This is a genomic window from Reyranella sp., from assembly GCF_965279465.1.
Classification (GTDB): Bacteria; Pseudomonadota; Alphaproteobacteria; order Reyranellales; family Reyranellaceae; genus Reyranella.
The window spans coordinates 2,462,160-2,479,808 of sequence record NZ_OZ257242.1 but is presented as its reverse complement, the minus strand read 5'-3'; the positions used below and the strand labels follow the sequence as shown (position 1 = coordinate 2,479,808).

Below are 17,649 nucleotides of genomic sequence, written 5' to 3'. Positions count from 1 at the left end.
CAGGAGGCTCCCATGGATATCGATACCGGCACAAATGAACTTTTGTGCGCCGTGCATGACGGCGTCGCGACCATCACCCTCAACCGGCCCGAGGCGCGCAACGCCATGTCGCCCGACCTGACGGGCGCGCTGCGCACGCAGATCAAGGAGCGCGGCAACGATCCCGCGGTCGGCGTCCTGCTGATCACCGGCGCCGGCACCGCCTTCTGCTCCGGCGGCGACGTGAAGGGCATGGGTGGCCGCGGTCCGCGCGGACAGATGAGCTTCGAGGAACGGCTCGCCGACCTGCGCTGGCGCCAGACCGGCCTGACGGGCGCGCTGGTCGCGGTGCGCAAGCCGACGATCGCGGCGCTGCCCGGCGCGGCAGCAGGTGCAGGCTTGGCGATCGCGCTGGCCTGCGACATGCGGATCGCGGCGAAGTCGGCGTTCTGCGCGACCGGCTATGCCCGCATCGGCCTCTCGGGCGACTACGGCATCGCCTGGCTGCTCACCCGCACGATCGGCTCGATGCGGGCACGTGAGCTGATGTTCACCGCCGAGCGCGTCGACGCCGAGCGCTGCGAGCGGATCGGCCTGGTCAACCGCGTGGTCGACGACGCCAGGCTGCAGGACGAGGCCTTCGCGCTGGCGAAGTCGATTGCTGGCGGCCCGGCGCTCGCACTGCGCGCCATGAAGGACAATCTCGACGAGGCACTGCACATCGACTACGGCACCGCGCTGCATCGTGAGTCGGAACGGCTGGTTGGCTGCTCGCGTACGGAAGATCACAAGGAAGCGGTTCAAGCCTTCGTCGAGAAGCGCAAGCCGGCGTTCAAGGGGCGCTAGGCGTCCAAAGAAATCTTTCATGCTCTTCCGGACCGCGAGCGTCTCGCTCGCTCATGCTTATGAGCGAGCGAGACGCTCGCGGTCCGGAAGAATTCAGACGCGCACCGCGCGCTTGCCGCGGTTGGTGCCTTCGAACAGGCCGATCAGCGCCTCGGGCGCACGCTCCAGCCCGTCGAAGATGTCGACCTGGGCCTTGATGCGGCCGTCGGCGATCCAGCGCGCCAGCCGTGCTTCGGCCTCGGCACGGCGGTCGTAGAAGTCCATCACGATGAAGCCTTCCATCCTGATCCGCTTGGTCACGATCAGGCCGGGCACCGCCATGGGGCCGGGCGCGGGCTTCTCGACGTCGTATTGCGAGACGTTGCCGCAGCAGGCGATGCGGCCCTTGAGGTTCATCAGCCCCAACGCCGCGTCGAGCACTGGCCCGCCGGTGTTGTCGAAATAGACGTCGATGCCCTCGGGGCACACCGCCCGCAGCGCGCGGAACACGCCGCCCGCCTTGTAGTCGACCGCCGCGTCGAAGCCGAGCTCGCGCACCAGCCAGTCGCACTTGTCCTGCCCGCCGGCGGTGCCGACCACGCGGCAGCCGGCGATCTTGGCGATCTGGCCGACCATCGAGCCGACCGCGCCCGCCGCTGCCGATACCAGCACCGTGTCGCCCGGCTTGGGCCGGCCGACCTCGAGCAAACCGAAATAGGCCGTGAGGCCGGTGACGCTGAGCGGCCCGATCAGCATCTCGAGCGGCACGTCGGTCGTGCGCCTGGTCAGCCGCCGCGCCGGCATCGCCGCATAATCCTGCCAGCCCCAGTCGCCCTCGACGATGTCGCCTTTGGCAAAGCCGGGTGCCTTGGACTCGACGACCTCGCCGATCACGAAGCCGCTCATCACCTGCCCGGGCTCCAGCGCGTCGCGATAGGTCTTGCCCATCATCCAGGCGCGGTTGGCCGGATCGAGCGACAGCATGCGCGTGCGCACCAGCACCTCGCCTTCGCGTGGCACCGGAATCGCCGTCTCGGTCCACTGGAAGGTGTCCTTGCCGATCTTGCCGGCCGGCTGCTTGGCGTAGAGCCATTGGCGGTTCATGGCATCAATCCTTGTAGTTCGCAGCGCGCTTCTGGAGGTTCGACATCACGGCCTCGAGCTGGTTGGGCGAGCCGATCAGTTTCTGCTGTTCCACCGACTCCGCCATCAGGCCGGTCGCGGCATCGACGGCGACAGCATCGTTCAGGATGCGCTTGGCCGCGCGGATCGCGTCGGGGCTCTTGCCGGCGATCTCCCTCGCCGTCTCGAACGCCGCGGCCCGCGGGTCGGCCACGACCTTGGTCACGAAGCCGAGCTTGTATGCCTCTTCGCCGGTGAAGATGCGGCCGGTATAGGTGAGCTCGCGCACGACATCCTCGCGCGCGAGATGACGCATCAGCTGCGTGCCGGCGAGGTCGGGCACGAGGCCCCACTTGATCTCCATCACGGAGAAGCGCGTGTCGGCGGTGGTGTAGCGCATGTCGGCACCGAGCATGATCTGGAAGCCGCCGCCCAACGCCACACCGTGCACCGCGGCGATCACCGGTACCGGCAAGGTCCGCCATTGCCAGGCACATTGCTGCGGCCGGTTGGCGATCCCATGAGTACGGGCAGTGAGATCGCGCACGCCGGGCACCGCATCGCCTTGCGCCTTCATCGCCGCGAACGAGCCCATGTCGAGGCCGGCGCAGAAGCCCTTGCCCTCGCCCGACAGCACGACGCAGCGCAGCCCCTTCATCGCCGCGAGCTGCGCGCCGGCTTCGAGGATGCCCTCGAACATTGCCGGATCGAGCGCGTTCATCTTGTCGGCGCGGATCAGGCGGACGTCGGCGACGCCGTCCTTGAGGTCGATCGAGACGCGGTCCTTCATTTTTCCCCCTCCGATTTCAGCCAGGCGCGCAGCCGTTCCTTCACTTCGTCGGACGACAGGCGCTTGGGCGGCGCCAGGCTGCCGTCGTCCTTCTTGGGCCACATCATCACCGCAATCGCACGCTGGATGTCAGCGAACGTGGAATCCTCGGGCAGCCGGTCGAGCAGTGCCCGGACCTGCTCCTTGTCGCTCGGTTTGGTCGTCGTGTCGCTCATTTGGCTGCCATCTGCCAGAGACCCTGTGTGATGTACACCGCACCGAGCACCAGGATCACCCGCCGCGTCCAGTAATAGAACTGCTTGTCGGACAGCCGGTCGAGGAATCCGCGCGACAACGTGGTGCCGATCACCGCGAATACCGCGGCAAAGGCCATGACCGCCCATTGCTGCCAGTCGCGGCCGGCCGGATCAGCGATCAATGCGCCGAAATAGGTCACCTTGGTGAGATGGCCCATGACCTGCGCGGCGGCCTTGGTCGAGACATTGACCTGCCGCGTCATGCCGGTGCGCACATAGAAGATATCGAGGATCGGCCCGGTGACGCCCGACACGAGCTGCAGTGCGCCGCCGATCGCGCCAGCGAGGAAGGCCTGCCCGCGACGCTCGATGTTAGGCGCGAGCGTCTGCGGCACGGACAAGGCGACAAATGGGGTGAGGCCGACCGCCATCAGCACCGTCCACTTCGGCGGCACGAAGGCCAGCGACGAGAACACGACCAGCGAGAAGACCGAACCCATCCCGAAACCGAGCACGACGCCCCAGTTGATGTGACGGCGCCACAGCCACGACCGCCAGCCATTGGCCGCGATCTGGATCACGCCATGGAACACCATCGCGACCGGCACCGGCAGGATCATCAGCAGGAAGCCGATCAGCAGCATTCCGCCGGCCATGCCGAAGATTCCCGAGATGAACGAGGTCACGACCGCGACGACGGCGAGCGCGGCGAGAATCAGCGGGGTGAACATCGGCCTGCGGGTTAGCGCGGCCCCAGGGCGTTGTCGAGGTTGGCCTCAGGTCTGCGAACGGATGGGGTCAGGGACCTTTGACGTCGAAAGGCTCCTCGTAGAGCTTGCGGCCATAGGCGACGAACATCTTCTGATAGGCTCCGTCGGCCTTGAGTTCCGTCATCGCCCCGGCGACCGCCTCGGCAAGCGCCTTGTTCTTCAGGCCAAAGGCGATCAGGGTCGGATAGAGGCCGGGGACGGCCTCGGCGAACTCGCCCTTCTCGCCATAGAGGCGCGCAACCGCATCGACACTGACGGCCGCGTCGACCTGGCCGGCACGCAGCGCCTGATAGGCGGTAGCGAAGTTGTCGAAGGTCCGGACAGTGATGGGCTTCAGCCCCTTCTCCTCCAGGGACTTCGACAATTCGCGGGCCCGGCGTTCCGGGGCACCGCCCATTTCGACGCTGACGGACCGGCCGGCGAGGTCTTCGGGCTTGGTGATCTTCAACGGATTGCCGGCCTGCGCGGAGATGCTGATGCCATCGTAGCCGTAGCGCACGAGCTGCATGATCTTGGCGCGATCCTCGGTGAAGAACATGCCGGTGTTGATCATGTCCCATCGTCCGCTCTGCACGCCGGGCACCATGACCGAGAATTCGACCCTCACATGCTCAGGTTTGAGGCACAGCTTGCGGGCGATTGCCTCGCCCAGCTCGACATGCAGGCCCCGCAGCTGGCCTTTGTCATCGACCCACTGCACCGGCGGCAGGGTCGGGTTGATCGACATGACCAGGGTACCAGGCTTCACGAGCAGCGAGTCAGGCACCTTCTGCGTGCACGTCTGGGAAAATGCCGACGTGGAAAATGCCAGCACGCCGGCTGCTCCCAAGGCGATGGCGGTCGCTCGGTTGGCGATCATGTGAATTACCCCCGGCTTGATTGGCCAAGGGGTGCAAGGCTCGTGCCGCGAAGCTCGCCTTCCGCCAATTCTGCTATAGCTGTCGCCATGTCCGATACCGATCTGCTTTTCACACCGGCCGCCAAGGCCGCCGCGCTCATCCGTGCCAAGAAGCTTTCGCCCGTCGAATACCTCGACACGATCCTGAAGGCGGCCGATGAGGCCAACCCCAGGCTCAATTGCTTCCGTGCCGTGATGGCCGCCGATGCCCGCCGCGACGCGAAGAAGGCCGAGGAGGCGGTGATGCGCGGCGACCCGCTCGGGCCGCTGCATGGCGTGCCGATCAGCGTCAAGGACCTGGTCGATGTGAAGGGCGTGCCGACGCGGCATGGCTCGGCGATCTTCGAGGGCAATCCGCCGGCCGCGGCGGACGACATCCTCGTGAAGCGGCTGCGCGATGCAGGCGCGATCATCTTTGCCAAGGCGACCACTCCGGAATTCGGCAACAAGGGGCTGACCGACGGGCCGTCGTTCGGCGTCACGCGCAATCCATGGAACCTCGGGCGCACGCCGGGCGGCTCGAGCGGCGGCGGCGCGGCGGCCGTGGCGGCGGGCCTCGGCCCTCTCTCCCTCGGCACCGACGGCGCAGGCTCGGTGCGGGGGCCGGCCTCGTGCTCGGGGCTGGTCGGGTTGAAGCCGACCCTCGGCGTCGTACCCTACGACACCACGCGCGACGCCTTCGGCAACAATATCTACGCGGGCCCGATCAGCCGCACGATCACCGACGCCGCAATCATGCATTCGGTGATGGCGGGGCCGAGCGAAAAGGATCCATGGGCGCTCAGCAGCGCGGGCCAGCGGCCGCTCTCGCCCAAGCTCTCGGGCGAGGACCTGTCCGGCGTCCGTATCGGCTATGTCGAGCGTTGTGCCAATCCGCGGGTCGCCGCGGACGTGCGCAGCAATACCCTCGCGGTACTCGGGGGCTGGGAAGCGATGGGCGCCGAGATCGAGGAAGTCACCGAGACGATCGACTGGATCGAATACGAGGGCCGCGTGCTCTATCAGGCCGGCTTCGCCGTATCCTGCGCACAATATTTGCCCAAGTGGCAGAACCAGATGGACCCGGTGACGCTCGCCTTCATGCAGCGCGGCGACAGGTTCACGCTGGCCGACTTCCGCAACGCGCAGTTTGCGCGCACCGCGCTGTTCCGCAGGATCCAGACGCTGTTCGAGCGTTACGATTTCATCGTGACGCCGACCAACGCGCGCACCGCGCTCGACGTCACGCACGACGCCGCCAACGACGACGTGATCATCGACGGCGTCAAGTGCGGCATCACCCGCCAGGGCTGGACCTCGTACCAGTATCCTTTCAACCTCACCGGCCACCCCGCCATGGCCGTGCCGTCGGGTTTCGGCGCCGACGGACTGCCGACCTCGGTCCAGATCGTCGGCAAGTGGCAGGCCGAGACCGACGTGCTGCGGCTCGGCGCGCTGCTCGAGCGGATTCGGCCATGGGCGGAGCTCCGGCCGGAGAAATTCCTCACGGCCTGACCCTTCTCGACAACGCCAGGCCTCTTATGGGCAGGACCGCAACAAACGAGGTTCCGCCCATGGGTTTCACACGCAATGTCCCAGGCCGGGAGCGCGCTGCAAGGGCGCTGCCCGGCATCTCTCTTCTCGCCAGCGTGGTCGTCGTGCCGCCGGCGGGCTGGGCGCTGTGGGCCGCCCTCGCGACGGGCGTAGCGCTCATCCTCACCGCGCTCGCGGGCTTGTGTCCGGCCTGCGCGATGATCGGGCGGCGGCCATGAGCGCCCTCGCCCGAGACCCCGCGCTACCCCGGACATTGACGACGGATGCAACCAAGCTCTCACGCGCATCGATTGCATTTTATTGCAACGTTCGCCGTGCTTCTCCTGCTTGATTGGGGCTTGACTTGCACCGCTCCCAGGTTGAAGCTTCCATATTCTTAAATTAGTGGGTTGCGTTGAGAGTTGTTTCCTGTTGTCGATAGAGGAGAGCTGTCATGCAATCATTTAATCCATTCAACACGAAGGCACGCGTCGTGTTGGCTTTCGACCCGGACCACCTGCAGAAAATCGAAAAGGAGCACCTCGCGCGGATTGTAGAGGTCGCCATCGATCTTTCGAAGATTCCCGGTTTCCGCGGGTGCCTCCCATGCGCGGCCTCCGGCTTCGACGAGTTTGCTTGGAACAGCCGGGTCCTCCCGGCACTGAGGGAAGGGCAGAGCTGACACACGCTCTCCCAGGGCGCCGCGATTGCACCGGGCTGACGCGCAGCCGCGTCAGTTAGGCGTGGGCCTAACCTATCAAAAGGAAATCCATGATTTCCTTTTGGCGCATTTGGACGTGGTCGACTACCTCGAGGTTGTTCCCGATACCGCGTGGACGGATCACGGTCCGGGCCATGCTCCGCAGTATGTCGACGATCGCGAAGCACTACGCTTCTTCACGGCATTTCGAGAGCAGAAGCCGATCGTTGCCCATAGTATCGGGCTTTCCATTGGCAGCGCCCATCGATTTCGAGAAGAGCATATAGAACAGGTCAGGCGCTGGGATGGGTTGCTCGATTTTCCCTGGCACAGCGATCACTTGGCGTTCAACATTGTTGAAGACGAGGACGGGGAAGAGGCACTGCTTGGTGTTCCGTTCTCGGTGACGCATGACGAGGACATGCTTGCAATGCTCGCAGCGCGCGTCCTGCGAATCCGATCAGCGATCGACAAGCCCTTCCTGCTCGAAAACAATGTCTCATACATTCGGTATGCAGACGAAGGCTTCGACCCGCCCATCTTCCTGAACGAACTTTGCCGGCGCGCCGGCTGCGGCGTGCTGCTTGACCTGCACAATCTTTATGTGGATTGGCGCAACGGGGCAGTCGACGCGGAAGCGTTTCTGGCTTCGCTCGACCTCTCCCGTGTCGTTGAGGTGCATTTGGCCGGCGGCCTCACCTACGAGGGCACCTATCTCGATGCCCATTGCGGAGGCGTTCCGGATGACCTTTGGCCAATTGTCACGAGGGTACTGCCGGAATGTCCGAACCTGCGCGGCGTGACCTTCGAGCTTCTCGGCTCCTGGTACGCAAGGTTCGGTGAAAGAGCGTTGGTCGACACTCTGGCGCGAATTCGAGACCTGGAGCGTGCCTCCCGCCACAGGAGACTCCGGGCATGACGATAGCCCGGTTCCAATCTTCCCTCGCCAAGCTCGTCGCCCATGGAGGCGCAATCGACGATAACCAGGGAGCGCTGTCGGATCTGGAAAAGCAGCGACTTGCCGATATCGGAGGTCAGCATGGAAAGGCCATCATGCAGACACTCTACTTCGGCTGGCGCCTGACCAAGGTGCTGTCTCTTCTGCCCTTGACCACCAGGCTGCTGGGTGACGAAGCTTTGGCCGCCAGTCTCAAGGGCTTCTGGAAGCAAAGAATGGCGAAGAGCCTTTACTTCGTCGAGGAGTGCCTCGCGTTTCTCGATTTCCTCGAGGGCGACATCAAGGATCGTCCGGCTTTCTTTGAGGAGGTAACCGGCTTCGAAAAGGCCCGGCTCCAGCTCCGCGATCGCCAGTCGAAAGGAAGGCCGTGCCAGCCTGTGGAAGTCCGATTCCGATGCCATCCCGACGCGCTCCTGTCCGCTCTGATGTCTGGAACAGACGTTTCGACCATAGTCCCAGATGACATCGTCCTGCGCGGTGAACTCGGTGAGGACGGCGAAGAGCGATGGACGCTGTTGCAGTCGGCGGCAGAGGAGCTGCGGGCATAGCACCGGCGGCGATTGCGCTCAATCGCGGCCAAATCACCTGACTGCTCTCCGTGTATCGGTGGTGTCCCTGCTTGAGCAATTTCCCGGGAGCGATTTTCCGATTGCTCGATCACAATCTCCTCGGAACGCTATTCAATTCCAGATTACGATATCAGTAGCGTTTGACTTGAACTGCGCGGCTCCGGCATGGCCAATGCCGTCCCGCACCCTCCGGCAACCATTCAGGCCCCTTCGCAAGATAGGCATGACTCAGCATGGGAGGCCCAGGCGACACCCGCGGGTGAAGTATGACCAGGTGAAATATGACAACCATCACGGGCGGCGATCCCGCGCAGGCCATCGAGCGCCATGAAACGTTGGGCAGCGAACCGCTGCGAACCTTCCGCTTGGTGTCCGCCTCTCACGAGCGAAAGCGACGACGGACCGCCCCATAGCCACCATCGCCTCCAGGTCAAACGCGGAAAGGTGCGATGTCACCTGCTCGGCGAAGTGCCGTATATCGCCCGGAGCATCCACGTTCACCGGGGCTGTCGCAATCGAGCAATAGCGGTAATGCCAGCGGCCAATAGTCCGGACTCTTAGTGAAACCCAAGCAACGCCGAGCAGTGTAGGAGCTCTGCCCAATCTGCCGCAGGCAACGATCGCCAGGGATGACGAGGTCCTTCACTTCATCGACGGAAACGGTCTGGAGGAACAGGCTTGGGCGATGTCGATACACATCGGCTTGCATGGGCCCAGCTCGTGGCCGGGGCTGTCATACTGGCTCGCGACAAGAGACTTCAAAAAGCGGCGATCCGGATCGGCCTCGCCACGCGAGGGAAAAATTCCGCCTCATAGCGCTTGGCAGATCAGTCGGCGGTCAGGGTATTCACCGTCCGTTGCGCGCGGCGACCGAGTCCTGGGAACAGCGGCTCGCCCGCGTGCACCTTCATGCAGCGTTCGAGCTGCTCGCCGGTCGCGGCGTCGATGTCGCGGCGCGCGTCGAGGTCGTCGGCCGATCGGTATCGCTCGCTGGCTTCGCTCCAGAGGATATCGCACGGTGTCGTGGCGTCTTCGGCTTCAAGCGAAGCGGGGAACAGGGAGAGATAGACGAGGCCGTTCCTGACGACGGCTACGACGATGTGCAGAGGCAGCCGGGTGAGGCTTCGTCCCTTGACCATGAGGCGCGCAATCGCGAGATCCGCCCCCGGCGGCGTGGCGGCGTGGCGACGGGCAACGGTGCAAAAATCCTGACCGCCGCGTCGGCATTGAGAGCTCGAAGATGGCCAATGTCGTCGCGCTCGAGTGCGGCCCTGGGGTCGCGACCGCCCAGCCAGAGCTGCAGGATGCCTTCCGTGGTCGCCACCGCGCGGATGCGGCCGTTCGAGAGAAGGAGGCCGTCGAGGGCGCCGGCGGCCGTGCTGCAGCACACGGGATCGGGATGGAAGCCGATGACGGAAGAGCCCTTCGGCAGCGGGAAGCGCGCCATGACGCCCTGCAGCCGTGCCTTGAGCTCGCCTTCGACGGCCTGCGCCTCCCGCCCCCAGGCCGTTTCGCCGATCGGCCGAGGCAGCGACTTGTATCTGGTCTCGAGCCCCGCACCCGCCTGCCCGCGCGCCGCGACGTAGGCCCGGTCCCCGGACGTCTGGGCTTGGGCCAGCGGCACTGCGGCCAGCATAAGGAGGACGAGAATGCTGCGCATGGCGGCAGGATACACTGGCCGGAGGTCATTGTGCCGCTGATCAACAAACTCGGCATCGAGGCCGAATAGGCTAAGCTCTGCCGGGATCAAAACACACAGGGAGTGAAAAGGATGCGCCTGAGATCAGCGCTGCTCGGCCTGCTCGCCACGATGTCAATCGCGGGACCGGCGATGGCAGAGTTCCCCGACAAGCCGATCCGCATCATGGCGCCCTATGCGCCGGGCGGGAACATCGACGTCACCGCGCGCATCATCGCCGACAAATTGAAAGACGTGCTGGGCGTCACGGTGCTGGTCGAGAACAAGGCCGGCGCCTCGGGCATGATCGGCGCCGACATCATCGCCCGCTCGCCGCCGGACGGCTACAACCTGCTGGTCTCGGCCAACTCGATGGTCGACATCCCGGTGATCTACGGCAACGCGCCTTACGACTGGAAGACGGCGTTCCAGCCGATCAGCCATATCCAGGCGGTGCCGGCCGTTCTGGTCGTCCATCCTTCCTCGCCGATCAAGACGCTCGCCGACTTCATCAAGGTCGGGCGCGAGACGCCGGCCAAGCTGGCCGTCGCGGATTCCGGCGTCGGCACCACCAACCACATCGTCCTCGAGCTGATGAGCGATGCCACCCAGGCCAAGTATACGGTCATCCATTACAAGGGCAGCGGACAAGCCTCGATCGACGTGATCGCGGGCCAGGTGCCGGCCCAGGTCGACCAGCTCAACAGCTCGCTCGGTCATATCAGGGCCGGCAAGCTGCGCGCCATCGCCGTCACCTCCGACAAGCGCATGCCGGAGCTGCCCGACGTCCCGACCGTCAAAGAGTCGGGCATCCCCGAGCTCAAGGACTTCACCTATTCGACCTTCACCGGCCTGTTCGGCCCGGCGAAGATGCCACCTGAAGTGCTGAAGAAGCTCAACGAGGCCATGGTGAAGGTCCTGACCGACCCGGTGACAGTCAAGAAGTTCGCCGACCTCACCGCCGAGGCCAAGCCCAGCACGCCCGAGGAACTCCGTGCGATGCTGGACGTAGAGGACCGCACCGCCGTGCCGCTGATCAAGAAGCTCGGCATCAAACCGGAGTAGCACATCCAATGACCTGGCTTCCGCCGTCGGTCGCGCCGATCGTCCTGCTGCTGTGCTCCAATGTCTTCATGACGTTCGCCTGGTACGGGCACCTGAAGTTCACCGACCGCCCGCTTTGGCTGGTGATCATGGCGAGCTGGGGGATCGCCTTTATCGAATACTGCTTCGCCGTGCCGGCCAACCGCTGGGGGCACGAGGTCTATAGCGCCGCGGAGCTCAAGACCATGCAGGAGGTGATCACCCTGCTCGTGTTCGCCGCCTTCTCGGTGTTCTATCTCGGCGAGCGCCTGACCCTGAACCACGCGGTCGGCTTCGCGCTGATCTTCGGCGGCGCGTTTTTCGTCTTCAAAGGCCCGCTGCCGACCTGAAACTTCGGGATGAAACGCCCGCTCTCCGCGTAACCTCGGGGGGCGGATGGTGCCAGCATCACGCCGAAGCGGCTCGATGCCGTCATCCCGGTCGATTAGGCCCAGTCGCGGTCCGTCGCTATCGAAGGGTCGGCGGCCGCTGATGCTCTACGACATGCGGCCCGGCCAACCAGCGGATTGACCCGACAATCCGCTGTCTAAGCCGCGGATTGACCCGTCAGTCGGCCGACTGAGCGGCGGCGAGGATCGCGGCCTTGGCCCGTTCGCCGGCGCGCCGGTTGCGGCGCTTCAGCCACCACATCAGGAAGCCGGTGACGGCGAAGAGCGGGATGATCACGCCCGACACGAAGACGAGGAACTTGTAGCCGCCGCCCAGCCCCTGGCCGTAATGCAGGGCGCGCTGCCAGGCGATGATCGATTCGCCGGTCGAGAGCGTCTGCGGATCGAAGACATCGACGATGCTCTTGCGCCATGGATCGATGATCACGGTGATGGCCGGCGCGCCCTCGCCGTGCCCGGGACGGATCATGCCGATGCGCAGCGCCTGGTCGGGCCGCGTCGGCAGGAAGGCGTTGAGGAAGCGCGCGTCAGGCACGCGCTCCTTGGCCAGTGCCAGCGCCTCGTCGAGGTTGATTGCGGTCGCGCCGCGCATCGGCTCGACCCGCGCCTGGAACTGGGCGACGCGCATGTCGCGGCCCGGCCATACGGTATTCACCGCGGCGGAGATCTGCTGCGGGAAGGCGAGATAAACGCCGGTGAAGTTCACCACCATGAACAGCACCAGGCTCCAGATGCCGACCGCACCATGCAGCTCGCGATTGAAGCGAATACCCTTGGCGGTGCGGCGGACCGTGAAGGCCGCCTTCCACTGGCCGGCCTTGGGCCACCAGAGATAGAGGCCCGAGCAGCCGAGGACGAGCATCGCCACACCCAGCCAGCCGACGATCTCGCGGCCCAGGCCACCGGCGATGAAGATGTGCCCATGCAGGTCGTGGAAGAAGCGTACCCAACCGGTCATCGCCTGCTGCGTCTCGAGCAGCTCGAGCGACACCGGATCGATCAGGATCTGCAGGCTGCCGGCGAACGGGCTCCGCACCGGCACACGGCCTTGCGCCTGCCCCTGTGACTGCCCTTGCGCCTGGCTCTGGCCTTGCCCGCCCTGCTGCCGGTCGCCGCCGCGGAACTGGCCGCGCTCATTCGCCATGCCTGGGCGCGAGAGGCGCACCGCGGCAGGTTCACCAACCTCGATCGGCCAACGCACGGCGATCGGGATCCGGCCGGGTTCCTTGGTTGCCGCTTTCGCTGCCTCGATCAGTTCGCTGGGCGAGCGCCACTCGCCGACGGTCTTTGCAGCCGGCTCGCCTTGACCAAGCAGATGCTCGATGTCGTGGGCATAGACCAGCACGGCGCCGGTGATGCCCATCATCACCAGCGGCAGCATCAGGATCAGGCCGATCCAGAGGTGAAGCTGCAGGAGCCAGTAGCGGACGGTGCGGCGTTGCGGCCTGGGAGCCATCGAAGTCCTCGTTTGCCAAGTAAGCACGCTGGCTGGCGATGGCTGGCTGCGTGGTGAAAGACTGTTACCCCGCGCCAAGGGCGCGGGCGATCTGGTTGGTTGCCAGCGCCGCCGCATAGGCCAGCGCCAGCATGTAGAAGAAGGTGACCGCCACCCACTTCCAGCCGCCGGTCTCGCGGCGGATGACGGCGAGCGTCGAAGCGCATTGCGGCGCGAAGACGTACCAGGCGAGCAGGGCCAGCGCCGTGGCGAGCGACCATTGGCCGGCGACGACCTTGCCGATTTTCTCCGCTGCTTCCTCGCCGCCATCGATCGCGTAGATCGTGCCGAGCGCGCCGACCGCGACCTCGCGCGCTGCCATGCCGGGGATCAGCGCGACATTGATCTGCCAGTTGAAGCCGAGAGGATCGGTGACCGGCTCGATGGCGCGGCCGATCTTGGCAGCGAGGCTGTAGCTGATCGCGGGCTCAGTGGCGCCCTCGGGCGGCTGCGGGAACGAAGCAAGCGCCCAGATCAGGATCATCATCGACAGGATCGTCGTGCCAGCACGCTTCAGGAAGGCAAGCGCCCGCGTCCAGACTCCGAAGGCGAGGCTCCTGGCCTGCGGGACCTTGTAGTCGGGCAGCTCGAGCATGAAGGGCTCGCCGGCCGTGGTTCGCCAGAAGAAGCGCTTGGCCACGAACGAGACGCCGAGCGCGCCGGCGATGCCGGCGGCGTAGAGGCCGAACATCACCAGCCCCTGCAGGCCGATGAAACCCCAGACCTCGCGGTCGGGAATGAAGGCCGAGATGATCAGGGTGTAGACCGGAATGCGCGCCGAGCAGGTCATCAGCGGTGCCACCAGGATGGTGGTCAGCCGGTCGCGCCGGTCGTCGATCACCCGCGTCGACATGATGCCGGGAATGGCGCAGGCAAAGGAAGAGAGCAGCGGGATGAAGGCGCGGCCGTGCAGCCCGGCGCCGCCCATGATCCGGTCCATCAGGAAGGCGGCACGCGCCATGTATCCGAGATCTTCGAGTAGCAGGATGAAGAAGAACAGGATCACGATTTGCGGCAGGAAGACGATGACGCTTCCCACGCCGGCAATGACGCCGTCCTTCAGGAAGCTGCGGACCAGCCCCGGCAGGGGCGCCTGGCCGACCAGCGCGCCGAGCCAGGTGAAGGCTTCGGAGATCGCCTCCATCAGCGGACTCGCCCAGGCGAATACTGCCTGGAACATCACGAACAGGATCGCGAGCAGGATCACCAGCCCGCCGACCCGATGCAGCAGCACGGCGTCAGCCTTCGCCGTGCCGGGATCGAGATGGCCGGCTTTGCGGATCGCCGCGCGCAGCACGCGGTCGGCTTCGCGCTGGCTACCGCGCAGGGCGGTGGCATCGGGCGCGCGCCACTCCGACGCAATGGTCGCCTGGTTTGCGGCGAGCCGGGCGTCGAGGGCGGCGAGCAGCGCATCGGTCCCGCCGCGGCGCACGGCGACCGAGCTCACCACCGGGATGCCAAGCTCGCGTTCGAGGGCCGCACTATCGATCTCGATGCCGCGCTTGCGGGCGATGTCCATCATGTTCAGGGACATCATCACCGGCCGGCCGACCTGCTTCAGCTCGAGGGCGAGACGCAGCGCGAGCCGCAGGTTGGAGGCATCGGCGACGCAGACGATCAGGTCGGGCGCGCGTTCGGTCGCCAGCTTGCCGAGCACCATGTCGCGCGTGATCTCCTCGTCCGGCGAGCGGGCGCGCAGCGAATAGGTGCCCGGCAGGTCGACGATCTCGATCGACCGTCCAGCGGGCGTCGTGAGCCGCCCGACCTTCTTCTCGACCGTGACGCCGGGATAGTTGGCGACCTTCTGGCGGCTGCCAGTGAGGGCGTTGAACAACGCCGTCTTGCCGCAGTTGGGATTGCCCACCAGGGCGACGACGGGAGCGAGTTCGACAGCGGCATTCATGACTGGTCCGTTACCATCACCGCCATGGCCTCGCGGCGTCGCAGCGCAATCGTCGTGGCAGCCACGCGAACGGCGATCGGATCGCCGCCGAACAAGCCCTGATGCAGAAGCTCGACCGTCGCACCTTCGACGAAGCCAAGCTCGATCAGCCGACGTTCCAGTTCCGGTGGCGGCAGGCCGGCGGCCGGTGCCCGCGCCAGGTCGAGCGCTGTAATGCGACCGCGAAAGCCCACACGGGCGTCGCCGAGTGCTATGGTTGGAATTGTGGTCATTGCGAGTGCTTCCTACTAGCACCCGACAACGAGACCCGCCAGCAGGGGAGAGCACGGCATGGCATCTATTGTTCTGGCGCATGGCGCCTGGTCCGCGGCCTGGGCCTGGAAAAAAATGCGGCCGCTGATGCGGGCCGCCGGGCACGAGTTCTTTTCGCCGACCTACACCGGCCTTGGCGAGCGCGCCCATCTGGCGCGGCCGGAGATCGACCTTTCGACCCATATCCAGGACGTGTTGTCGGTGCTGGAATTCGAGGATCTGAAGGACGTCACCCTGCTCGGCCATTCCTATGGCGGCATGGTCGCTACCGGCGTCGCCGACAAGGCAGCCGACCGCATCGCCCGTGTAGTCTATATCGACGCCTTCGCACCCAGGGACGGGCAGAGCTTGTTCGACCTGGTCGGGCCCAAGGCCGAAGCCAACATGCGCGCGGGCGCGCAGAAGGAGGGCGACGGCTGGAAGCTGCCGCTCAACCCCATGCCGCCCGATACGGCGCCGGAAGACGCCGCCTGGGCGGTGCCGCGCCGGCGGCCGCAACCGATCAGGACGTTCGAACAAAAAATCACGCTCCAGTCCCAATACGCACCGGCGCGCCATTACATCTACGCAAAAAAGAACGGACCGGGCGATGTGTTCCGCCAATTCGGTGAACGGGCCAAGAGCGAGGCCGGCTGGAGGTATTACGAGATCGACGCCAGCCACAATCCGCACATCACCTGTCCCGACGTGCTGATGGCGCTTCTGACGGAGATCATGGCGGCCAAATGAGCGGAACCCTGGCCTACGACGTCCTCGGTCAGCTCGACCGACCGGAGCGCGCCGACGACTCGCTCACCTTCACCCAGGGTGAAGACCCGGTCTTCGTCACGCCCTGGCGCATCGCGCGCGCGGGGTCGGCGGCACTGGGCGCCATCGGCCTCGCCCTGTCCGACCTTTGGCGGCTCAAGACCGGGAAGCCCCAGGCCGTGACGATCGACCGTCACGCCGCGGCTGCGTCGCTGCGCTCCAACACCTACGTCCTGCAGGATGGCAAGAAGCCGGTGTCGTGGGATCCGCTCGCGGGCCATTACCCGACGCGCGACGGGCGGGTGATGTTCCTGCACACCAACCATCCGCACCATCGCGAGGGCGCGTTGCGAATCTCCGGCGCGAAGGAAGGCACGCGCGAGGCGCTGGCCGAGGCCGTTGCCAAATGGAATGGGCTCGAGATCGAGGCGGCGATCGCCGACGGCGGCTGCGTCGGCGGCCTGGTGCGCAGCCGCGAGGAGTGGATGGCCCATCCGCACGGCATCGCCGTTGCCAGGCTGCCGCTGCTCGACATCGTGAAGATCGGCGAGGCACCGCCGCAGCCTTTGCCGAAAAGCGACCGGCCTCTCGGCAGCGTGCGCGTGCTCGACCTGACCCGCGTGCTGGCCGGCCCGACCAGCGGCCGCGTGCTGGCCGAGAACGGCGCGGAAGTGCTGCACATCGCGGCGCCTCACCTGCCCTATCAAACCGAAATCCTCATGGATACCGGCCACGGCAAGCGCTGCGCCTGGATCGACCTGCGCGAGCCGGCCGGCATCGCCACGCTCGAGGGCCTGGTACGCGAGGCCGATGTTTTCACCCAAGGCTATCGCCCCGGCACCCTCGCCGCACGCGGCTTCTCGCCGGAGCGTGTTGCGGAGCTGCGGCCGGGCATCGTCTGCGTCAGCATCTGCGCCTACGGCCACGAGGGCCCATGGGCCGCGCGTCGCGGCTTCGATTCGATCGTGCAGAACGTGACCGGCCTCTCCTCGACGCAAGGCACCCTCGCCCAGCCGCGCAACCTGCCGGTCCAGGCCCTCGACTACATCGCAGGCTACCTCGCCGCGCTCGGCGCCATGGTCGCCCTTGCCCGCCGCGCCGAACAAGGGGGCTCGTGGCTGGTCCGCGTCTCACTGGTCCAGGTCGCCCATTGGATCGCGAGCCTCGGCACGATCGACGGCGGGACCGGCCTCAAGGAACTGCCCGAGCCGGAACTCGCCGCGTTCCTGATGGAAAGCGACGGCCCGTTCGGCCATCTGCGCCACCTGAAGCCCGTCGTGCAGCTCAGCGAGACGCCAGCGTTCTACGCCCGCCCCGCCGAACCGCTCGGCTCCTCGCCGGCGCGATGGGCTTGAACGCGCTTCGCGTGTATTCTGCGGCCATGCCGACCTTCACCCTAAGGGCTGCTTCCACTCAGCTCTCGGCGCTCATCAAACGTGCCGAAGCTGGGGAAGAGATCATAATCATGCGCGGTACCAAGCCAGTGGCCAAGCTGGTCGCGATTCCAGCAAAGCCGAAACGTCAGTTCGGGCTTCTGAAGGGGCTGGTGAAGATTGGCCCTGAGTTCTTCGAACCGCTTCCTGAGGAAGAACTGAAGCTTTGGAACGGAGAAGAATGAGGGTCGTGCGCGATATCATCACCACCACCGCCGAGCCGGAAGCA

The 17,649-nt window shown here is 65.8% G+C and carries 21 protein-coding genes; 11 read left to right on the top strand and 10 right to left on the bottom strand.

Going from position 1 to position 17,649, the window contains the following annotated elements:
* Positions 1-12 precede the first annotated feature (12 nt).
* Complete coding sequence (locus ACQY8M_RS12155; RefSeq protein ID WP_428672241.1) at positions 13-825, top strand: enoyl-CoA hydratase-related protein; 813 nt, start codon at positions 13-15, stop codon at positions 823-825.
* Between the two features lie 93 nt (positions 826-918).
* Here the strand turns inward: ACQY8M_RS12155 and ACQY8M_RS12150 are convergent, their stop codons facing one another.
* The 5 genes from ACQY8M_RS12150 to ACQY8M_RS12130 form a co-directional block, all read right to left on the bottom strand.
* Complete coding sequence (locus tag ACQY8M_RS12150; protein WP_428672239.1) at positions 919-1,908, bottom strand: NADP-dependent oxidoreductase; 990 nt, start codon at positions 1,906-1,908, stop codon at positions 919-921.
* A 4-nt stretch (positions 1,909-1,912) separates the two neighbouring features.
* On the bottom strand, positions 1,913-2,716 hold the full coding sequence (locus tag ACQY8M_RS12145; protein ID WP_428672237.1) for a crotonase/enoyl-CoA hydratase family protein: 804 nt from the start codon (positions 2,714-2,716) through the stop codon (positions 1,913-1,915).
* Positions 2,713-2,931 (bottom strand): hypothetical protein, encoded by a 219-nt coding sequence (locus ACQY8M_RS12140; RefSeq protein ID WP_428672235.1) that lies wholly within the window; start codon positions 2,929-2,931, stop codon positions 2,713-2,715. The genes ACQY8M_RS12145 and ACQY8M_RS12140 overlap by 4 nt, the downstream gene beginning before the upstream one ends.
* Entirely contained in the window at positions 2,928-3,683 is a 756-nt protein-coding gene (locus ACQY8M_RS12135; protein WP_428672233.1) for a TSUP family transporter, read from the bottom strand. Before ACQY8M_RS12135 ends, ACQY8M_RS12140 begins: the two co-directional genes overlap by 4 nt.
* 67 nt (positions 3,684-3,750) lie before the next feature.
* Entirely contained in the window at positions 3,751-4,581 is an 831-nt protein-coding gene (locus ACQY8M_RS12130; RefSeq protein ID WP_428672231.1) for an ABC transporter substrate-binding protein, read from the bottom strand.
* Positions 4,582-4,668: 87 nt separating this feature from the next.
* Here ACQY8M_RS12130 and ACQY8M_RS12125 point away from each other — a divergent pair, with 87 nt between their 5' ends.
* From ACQY8M_RS12125 to ACQY8M_RS12105, 5 genes are all read left to right on the top strand, one after another.
* Positions 4,669-6,114 (top strand): amidase, encoded by a 1,446-nt coding sequence (locus ACQY8M_RS12125; RefSeq protein WP_428672229.1) that lies wholly within the window; start codon positions 4,669-4,671, stop codon positions 6,112-6,114.
* A gap of 59 nt (positions 6,115-6,173) precedes the next feature.
* Positions 6,174-6,371, top strand: coding sequence for a YgaP family membrane protein (locus ACQY8M_RS12120; RefSeq protein WP_428672227.1), 198 nt, complete (start codon positions 6,174-6,176; stop codon positions 6,369-6,371).
* Positions 6,372-6,586: 215 nt separating this feature from the next.
* Positions 6,587-6,814, top strand: coding sequence for a hypothetical protein (locus ACQY8M_RS12115; protein WP_428672225.1), 228 nt, complete (start codon positions 6,587-6,589; stop codon positions 6,812-6,814).
* A gap of 115 nt (positions 6,815-6,929) precedes the next feature.
* Positions 6,930-7,751, top strand: a complete 822-nt coding sequence (locus tag ACQY8M_RS12110) for a DUF692 domain-containing protein (protein WP_428672223.1) — start codon at positions 6,930-6,932, stop codon at positions 7,749-7,751.
* Entirely contained in the window at positions 7,748-8,338 is a 591-nt protein-coding gene (locus ACQY8M_RS12105) for a hypothetical protein (protein WP_428672221.1), read from the top strand. Before ACQY8M_RS12110 ends, ACQY8M_RS12105 begins: the two co-directional genes overlap by 4 nt.
* An 848-nt stretch (positions 8,339-9,186) precedes the next feature.
* Here ACQY8M_RS12105 and ACQY8M_RS12100 read toward each other — a convergent pair.
* Positions 9,187-9,498 (bottom strand): hypothetical protein, encoded by a 312-nt coding sequence (locus ACQY8M_RS12100; RefSeq protein WP_428672219.1) that lies wholly within the window; start codon positions 9,496-9,498, stop codon positions 9,187-9,189.
* Positions 9,450-10,019: a hypothetical protein gene (locus ACQY8M_RS12095; protein ID WP_428672217.1), complete on the bottom strand. Its 570-nt coding sequence runs from the start codon at positions 10,017-10,019 to the stop codon at positions 9,450-9,452. The genes ACQY8M_RS12100 and ACQY8M_RS12095 overlap by 49 nt, the downstream gene beginning before the upstream one ends.
* A gap of 111 nt (positions 10,020-10,130) precedes the next feature.
* Between ACQY8M_RS12095 and ACQY8M_RS12090 the strand changes: the two genes are divergently transcribed.
* Together ACQY8M_RS12090 and ACQY8M_RS12085 are read left to right on the top strand one after the other, a co-directional pair.
* Positions 10,131-11,102, top strand: coding sequence for a Bug family tripartite tricarboxylate transporter substrate binding protein (locus ACQY8M_RS12090; protein WP_428672215.1), 972 nt, complete (start codon positions 10,131-10,133; stop codon positions 11,100-11,102).
* Positions 11,103-11,110: 8 nt separating this feature from the next.
* A complete protein-coding gene (locus ACQY8M_RS12085) occupies positions 11,111-11,470 on the top strand; it encodes a DMT family protein (protein ID WP_428672213.1) in 360 nt (119 codons plus the stop codon).
* A gap of 217 nt (positions 11,471-11,687) precedes the next feature.
* Here ACQY8M_RS12085 and ACQY8M_RS12080 read toward each other — a convergent pair whose 3' ends face one another.
* The 3 genes from ACQY8M_RS12080 to ACQY8M_RS12070 all read right to left on the bottom strand — a co-directional run bounded on the left by ACQY8M_RS12080 (position 11,688) and on the right by ACQY8M_RS12070 (position 15,200).
* A complete protein-coding gene (locus ACQY8M_RS12080; protein WP_428672211.1) occupies positions 11,688-12,986 on the bottom strand; it encodes a PepSY-associated TM helix domain-containing protein in 1,299 nt (432 codons plus the stop codon).
* A 64-nt stretch (positions 12,987-13,050) separates the two neighbouring features.
* Positions 13,051-14,928 carry a ferrous iron transporter B gene (feoB, locus tag ACQY8M_RS12075; protein ID WP_428672209.1) on the bottom strand — a complete coding sequence of 626 codons (1,878 nt, stop codon included), beginning with the start codon at positions 14,926-14,928 and terminating at the stop codon, positions 13,051-13,053.
* Complete coding sequence (locus ACQY8M_RS12070) at positions 14,925-15,200, bottom strand: FeoA family protein (protein WP_428672207.1); 276 nt, start codon at positions 15,198-15,200, stop codon at positions 14,925-14,927. Before ACQY8M_RS12070 ends, feoB begins: the two co-directional genes overlap by 4 nt.
* 58 nt (positions 15,201-15,258) lie before the next feature.
* Between ACQY8M_RS12070 and ACQY8M_RS12065 the strand changes: the two genes are divergently transcribed.
* The 3 genes from ACQY8M_RS12065 to ACQY8M_RS12055 are packed head-to-tail and all read left to right on the top strand — an operon-like array spanning position 15,259 to position 17,605.
* Positions 15,259-15,969, top strand: a complete 711-nt coding sequence (locus ACQY8M_RS12065; protein WP_428672205.1) for an alpha/beta fold hydrolase — start codon at positions 15,259-15,261, stop codon at positions 15,967-15,969.
* The gene (locus ACQY8M_RS12060) at positions 15,966-17,342 is read left to right on the top strand and encodes a CoA transferase (protein WP_428672203.1); all 1,377 of its coding nucleotides are present in this window, start codon (positions 15,966-15,968) and stop codon (positions 17,340-17,342) included. Before ACQY8M_RS12065 ends, ACQY8M_RS12060 begins: the two co-directional genes overlap by 4 nt.
* Positions 17,343-17,368: 26 nt before the next feature.
* Complete coding sequence (locus ACQY8M_RS12055; protein ID WP_428672201.1) at positions 17,369-17,605, top strand: type II toxin-antitoxin system Phd/YefM family antitoxin; 237 nt, start codon at positions 17,369-17,371, stop codon at positions 17,603-17,605.
* Positions 17,606-17,649: the final 44 nt, after the last annotated feature.